The sequence below is a fragment of the Streptococcus danieliae genome (assembly GCF_013415245.1).
Lineage (GTDB): Bacteria > Bacillota > Bacilli > Lactobacillales > Streptococcaceae > Streptococcus > Streptococcus danieliae_A.
Genome location: NZ_JACBXX010000055.1, coordinates 1 through 6504 on the forward strand (window position 1 = coordinate 1; position 6504 = coordinate 6504).

Below are 6504 nucleotides of genomic sequence, written 5' to 3' on the forward strand. Positions count from 1 at the left end.
GGGATAGCCTTTCTCAGTATTTTGTCGTAATTATATTGTATCAAGACTATCTCCATAAAGCAAAAAAGCAACGGCTCTTAAACCGTTGCTTTTTTGCTTTAGTCAGAGAGACTTTTGTCCCAAACTCTTCAATTTAATGGAGGTTTCGTTAGAAACCCTACCTATGCCCAGGAATTGGGCGAATGACTTCGCTAGAAGTCTCCGATTTCCAAAGGAATTGGGCGAGGCTTCGTAGAAGCCGAAGGGTTCTAGGCATTGGGCGAGGTTTTGCTAGAAGCCGAAGAACCTCAAGGTTATTGTGCGAAAATCAATTTAATGGAGCTTTCGCTAGAAACCCTACCTATGCCCAAGGAATAGGGGAGGATCCATTTAAAGGAAAACTTTTGTCGAACATAGCAGAAGGTTCTGGTCTGATAAAGCCTTGTAATATCCATTATTCATCTATTTTGACTTTCTGGTGATTATAGTGGTAAAATAGATAGGATGAAAAAAGGAGAGGTAAGATGGTGAAACCTAAATACAATCGTGTCTTGATTAAATTGTCCGGTGAAGCCTTGGCTGGTGAACGGGGTGTAGGGATTGATATTTTAACGGTCCAAAAAATGGCAGCAGAGATTGCCGAAGTTCAGGCTGCGGGAGTGCAGATTGCTCTTGTTATTGGTGGCGGCAACCTTTGGCGGGGTGAGCCTGCTGCAGGGGCTGGAATGGATCGTGTGCAGGCAGACTACACTGGTATGTTGGGGACTGTGATGAATGCCTTGGTAATGGCAGATTCGCTGCAACAAGCGGGTGTGGACACGCGTGTGCAAACAGCTATTCCGATGAATCAGGTTGCTGAGCCTTTTGTTCGGGGGCGGGCGCTTCGTCATTTGGAAAAAGGTCGGATTGTGATTTTCGGAGCGGGAACGGGTTCCCCTTACTTCTCAACAGATACGACAGCTGCTCTCCGAGCAGCGGAAATTGAAGCGGAAGCGATCTTGATGGCTAAAAACGGGGTTGACGGGGTTTACAATTCTGACCCTCGTAAAAATGCGGATGCTATTAAGTTTGATGAATTAACCCATCGTGATCTTTTGAATAAGGGCTTGGCGGTGATGGATTCTACTGCATCCAGCCTATCTATGGATAACGATATTGATCTAGTGGTCTTTAATATGAATGAAGCCGGCAATATTCGCCGTGTTGTTTTTGGAGAGCAAATCGGAACAACGGTTTCTAACAACTCACAGAAGGAGAAATAAGTAATGTCTAACGCAATTGTAACCAAAGCTCAAGAACGGATGAGCCAGTCTCACCAAAGTCTATCGCGTGAATTTGCATCGATTCGTGCTGGTCGTGCTAACGCCAGCCTTTTGGATCGTATCACTGTGGAATATTACGGTGTCGAAACACCTCTTAACCAGATTGCTTCAATCACGATTCCGGAAGCGCGTGTGCTGTTGGTAACTCCATTTGATAAATCTTCTTTGAAAGATATTGAGCGTGCTTTGAATGCTTCAGATCTTGGAATTACTCCAGCTAATGATGGTTCTGTAATCCGCTTGGTGATTCCTGCCCTAACAGAAGAAACACGCCGTGACTTGGCAAAAGAAGTCAAAAAAGTTGGTGAAAATGCTAAAATCGCGATCCGTAATATCCGTCGTGATGCTATGGACGAAGCGAAAAAGCAAGAAAAAGCTAAAGAAATTACGGAAGACGAATTGAAAGGTCTTGAAAAAGAGATTCAAAAAGTAACAGACGATGCTGTGAAGAAAATTGATGAAATGACAGCTGGAAAAGAAAAAGAAATCTTAGAAGTCTGAGTTCGGAGAAGGAGGTTGGCTGCGCCAACCTCTTTTTAACAAAGGAGAAGCTATGGAAAGTTTATTGGCGACTTATGTGGTCGGTCTGATCACGGATGAAAATGACCAGTACTATTATGTGCAAAAGGAAGTGCAGACCTATGCCTTGGATAAAAAGGAAGGTCCGCATGCCCTGGGAGATTCGGTTAAGGGCTTTGCCTATGTCGATATGAAACAGAAGCGGCGGCTAACGACGTTGCCTGTGACTGCTGATCGCGATCAGTTTGGTTGGGGTCAAGTGACCGAGGTTCGTCGTGATTTGGGTGTGTTTGTGGATACCGGCCTGCCGGACAAGCAGGTGGTGGTTTCCCTGGATATCCTGCCGGAATTAAAGGAACTCTGGCCTAAGAAGGGCGATCGTCTTTATATTCGTTTAGAGGTGGATGCCAAGGAGCGGATTTGGGGTATTTTAGCTAGTCCAGAAGATTTTCAACGTTTGGCTCAACCGGCCTATGACAACATGCAGAATCAAACTTGGCCGGCTATTGTCTACCGCTTGAAGTTGACGGGGACCTTTGTTTATTTACCTGAAAACAATATGTTGGGCTTTATTCATCCGACTGAACGGTTTGCGGAGCCGCGTTTGGGGCAGGTGTTGGATGCTCGAGTGATCGGTTTCCGGCAAGTTGATCGGACCCTAAATCTCTCTGTAAAACCACGGTCGCATGAGATGTTGGCCAATGATGGACAGATGATTGCCCAATATCTCCAGGCTAACGGTGGTTTTATGACCCTGAATGACAAGTCCTCACCTCAGGCTATCAAGGAGACCTTTGGTATTTCCAAAGGCCAGTTTAAGAAGGCCTTGGGCGGGCTGATGAAGACTGGTAAAATTAAGCAGGATGAGTGGGGTACAGAGTGGATTGGGGAGGACGACCATGCGTAGATCCTTCTACCATTGGCTGATGACCCAGCGGGACTCCAAAGTCGATCTTGCAGCTGCAGAGTTGGCGGATTTGGTCTTTACCGATACTGCCTTTCCCCGCCAAAGCAGTGATTTTGACCAGATTAGCCGTTATTTGGAGGAAGAGGCCTCTTTTGCCTTTAATTTAAGCCAATTTGATCAGATTTGGGAGACTTATTTGGCCCATTGAGAAAAGACAAAGGGCTGGGAATTTGTTATACTGATAGCAAAGAAGCAAAAAGGAGAATCGTTTGCAAGAATTTTCAACTGAGTTAACCTTAAACCATCCGGATGATTTATTGCTCTTGTTTGGTTCCAACGAGCGGAATTTGAAACTGCTGGAGGACTACTTGGATGTGGTCATCCATGCTAGAACCGAGCGAGTGCAGATTCTGGGTTCCGAGGAGCAGGCTTTGGAGGCTAAAGCGATTATTCAGGTCCTCCAGGTCTTGGTCAACCGTGGGATGCAGGTGGCTTTGACAGATGTTGTAACGGCCATGAATATGTCCAAGGAAGGGCGCCTGCATCAGTTTGTAGCCCTCTATGAAGAAGAGGTTTTAACCGATTTCCAAGGGAAGGCTATTCGGATTAAAACTCCAGGTCAGAAGCTCTTTGTCGATGCAGTGAAGTACCAGGATGTGGTCTTTGGGATTGGTCCGGCCGGGACGGGGAAAACCTTCTTGGCAGTTGCTCTAGCTGTGCGTGCCCTCAAGCGTGGTCAGGTCAAGCGAATTATCTTGACCCGGCCTGCAGTTGAAGCTGGAGAAAGCCTAGGCTTTCTACCGGGGGACCTCAAAGAAAAGGTTGATCCTTATCTGCGACCAGTTTATGATGCCCTCCATAAGATTTTAGGCAAGGAACAAACCAACCGTCTCTTGGAGCGGGAAGTCATTGAAATTGCACCTCTTGCCTACATGCGGGGACGGACCTTGGATGATGCCTTTGTGATTTTGGATGAAGCCCAGAATACAACGGTGATGCAGATGAAAATGTTTTTGACCCGGCTTGGTTTTAATTCTAAAATGATTATTAATGGGGACATTAGTCAAATTGACCTGCCCCATAAACAAAGATCCGGTCTTCTGGATGCGATGGATAAGCTCAAGCATTTACAAACCATTGGCTTTATCCATCTAACAACCCAAGACGTTGTCCGGCATCCCCTGGTATCTCAGATTATTTCAGCCTATCAACCCCAAGAAGTGCAGGAACAAAATTCAGATGCCTAGTATTCAAAAATCCCAATCGCGCGTGATTGGGATTTTTGAGCCTTGAGGAGATTGATCAAAGATTAGGAGAACAATATGAATGTCAAAAAAATAGCCCTGTGGACAACAGGGATTCTTGTCGGGGGTGCAGCCCTTGGAGCGGGAGCTGTTTATCTCTACCTCCAGTCCCTCATGCCCGCTAAGGAGGAGCGACTGGCCTATCGCAATGAGCAGGTCCTTGCGGCCATTGACCAGCAGCTGGAAGGGGTTGATCTCGAGGGTTTACGGGCTAAGATCCCGCTGATGGAACAAAAATCTCTAGGAGAGTTACAAAAACTCTTGCGCCAAGGGACGATTCGCCATCAGGATTTGGTTGCCTACTATTTATTAAACATTAAAGAAAAAGATCAGAGTGAGTTGGGCAACAATGCGGTGAGTGAAATTAATCCAAGAGCCATGGATGAGGCACGGACCTTTGATGAAAAGCCAGATGAGCGACTCTTAGCGGGAATCCCAGTTCTGGTCAAAGAAAATATCAATACCAATAACCTGCCAACCAGCGCAGGAGCCTATGCTCTCAAAGATTTTATTCCCCCTAAAAATGCTCCGGTTGTTGACCAGCTACTGGAAAATGGCGCGATTATCTTAGGGAAAACCAACTTGTCTGAAATGTCCTATTACATGAGTCAGAAAAATCCCAGTGGCTATAGCGCCAAAAAGGGCCAGACAACCAATCCCTTCAATCCCCTCGTATTGAGCCCCTTGGGTTCCAGCTCTGGCAGTGCCGTCGCCATGGCGACCGATTTAGTAGCAGTCAGCCTCGGAACAGAAACCTCTGGCTCCATCGTTGCTCCCGCCGCCATCAATTCGGTTGTCGGCTATAAACCTACCCGTGGTGCCATCAGTGGTGAAGGTGTTATCCCCATCACTTATACTCTAGACACCGTTGGACCCATTACAAAAACAGTGAAAGATGCCTTCCTAACCTACCGTGCGGCCACGGGTAAAACAAGCTCCCTTTCTCTGGACAAGGACTTTATCAAAGGAAAAAGAATCGGTCTCTTAAAAGCAGACAAAGACTTTGATAAACGACTAGAGCAGACTCTCAAAAACCTCGGTGCTCAAGTTGTATCCCTAGACATTGATACAAGTAAGATTGACCTCGACTTTATTCTAAAAAATGATTTGGAAAAAGATTTGAATCATTATCTAGAAACTTCCGGAGCACCAATTAGCTCCCTACAAGAATTGGTTGACTTTAATAAGCAAGACCCAGAAGTTCGGATGCGCTATGGTCAAAACTTCTTGGAAGAAGCCCTCCGTCCCAAGCGAGATGCTGCCAAGGTTGAACGCATCTTACAGATTGCTACAGACAGCCTCAATCAGGCTATCGACGACCAGAAGCTGGATGTACTGGTCGCCAAGGACAACTATTATGCCCACCTAGCAGCCGGTGCAGGCGCACCGGAACTCACCGTTCCCTTTGGCCTACAAGAGGGAACACCTGTCGGTGCCACCTTCCTTGCAAAAGCAGGCCAGGATGAAAAAGTCATCCAGATCGCCTACAGCTTTGAACAGTTAACCCAACTCCGCGCCTTACCGGGAGAGCAGGAATCCTAAAAGATTTACAAAAACCTTGCCCCTATTTTCGAGAGGCAAGGTTTTTTCAGTACGACGGGCATGTCGTATATCTGAGGTGCAAGTCCTCTGTGGGCACCTGCTACCGGTGAACCCAATAGCGACTCCCAAGCCTGACTATCGTGAGGTAGCGGGGAGAGGAAGGGATAGCGAAATCGTGGCTCTACGAACAGAAATGTGATATGAAGGCGTATGTAGTGGATGAGGAGGCTGAAAACTCTAAAGTCCCAAAAGGTAGTCGTAACCTATATGCGTAGATCACGAGAGTAAACGAGGAAAGATATACGACTTATCCCGTGAGGTCTCATGAGCGTCGTAGACGTAGTAACAACGAATCATGAGAAGTCAGCCGAACCCATAGTAGTGATGAAGTTTCTGTAATGGAAATGGAGCGAAGGGGCGAACAATTAACCGAAGTAATCCTACTTCACTTGTGTCTGTAAAAGAACGGTCTGATAGAACTGGAGACGGTCACGTATTGACTAGGAGAAGGTTCACGAATCTAAGATGTCCCTCAGACACCGAAACAAGAAAGGAATACGCACATGTCAGAATTGCTAGATAAGATATTATCTCGGAACAATATGCTTGAAGCCTATCATCAGGTAAAAAGAAACAAGGGTTCTGCTGGTATCGACGGAGTTACCATTGAGGAAATGGATAATTTCCTACGGCAACATTGGCGAGAAACCAAGGAACTTATAAAGCAGAGGAAGTACAAACCTCAACCAGTTTTACGAGTTGAAATTCCTAAGCCAAATGGTGGCGTCCGAAATCTTGGAATCCCTACAGTCATGGACAGAATGGTACAACAAGCGATTGTTCAAACCATCAGTCCAATCTGTGAAAGACACTTCTCAGAGTATAGTTATGGCTTTCGTCCCAATCGCTCTTGTGAGACAGCTATTATTCA

Annotated in this window: 7 protein-coding genes; all 7 read left to right on the forward strand. The window is 46.2% G+C overall.

Annotated features, from left to right (window positions below):
* The first annotated feature begins 503 nt into the window (after nt 1-503).
* On the forward strand, nt 504-1241 hold the full coding sequence (gene pyrH / locus HZY94_RS01465; protein WP_179924721.1) for a UMP kinase: 738 nt from the start codon (nt 504-506) through the stop codon (nt 1239-1241).
* 3 nt (nt 1242-1244) lie between these two features.
* Entirely contained in the window at nt 1245-1802 is a 558-nt protein-coding gene (gene frr, locus HZY94_RS01470; protein ID WP_179924722.1) for a ribosome recycling factor, read from the forward strand.
* Nucleotides 1803-1854: 52 nt separating this feature from the next.
* Nucleotides 1855-2727, forward strand: a complete 873-nt coding sequence (cvfB, locus tag HZY94_RS01475; RefSeq protein WP_179924723.1) for an RNA-binding virulence regulatory protein CvfB — start codon at nt 1855-1857, stop codon at nt 2725-2727.
* Nucleotides 2720-2935 (forward strand): YozE family protein, encoded by a 216-nt coding sequence (locus tag HZY94_RS01480; RefSeq protein ID WP_160332891.1) that lies wholly within the window; start codon nt 2720-2722, stop codon nt 2933-2935. The genes cvfB and HZY94_RS01480 overlap by 8 nt, the downstream gene beginning before the upstream one ends.
* 61 nt (nt 2936-2996) lie before the next feature.
* Complete coding sequence (locus HZY94_RS01485; protein WP_179924724.1) at nt 2997-3974, forward strand: PhoH family protein; 978 nt, start codon at nt 2997-2999, stop codon at nt 3972-3974.
* Nucleotides 3975-4049: 75 nt separating this feature from the next.
* Complete coding sequence (locus HZY94_RS01490; RefSeq protein ID WP_179924725.1) at nt 4050-5573, forward strand: amidase family protein; 1524 nt, start codon at nt 4050-4052, stop codon at nt 5571-5573.
* A gap of 563 nt (nt 5574-6136) precedes the next feature.
* Nucleotides 6137-6504, forward strand: a 368-nt coding sequence (locus tag HZY94_RS01495) for a reverse transcriptase domain-containing protein (protein ID WP_257151889.1), incomplete at its 3' end; no start/stop codon positions are given.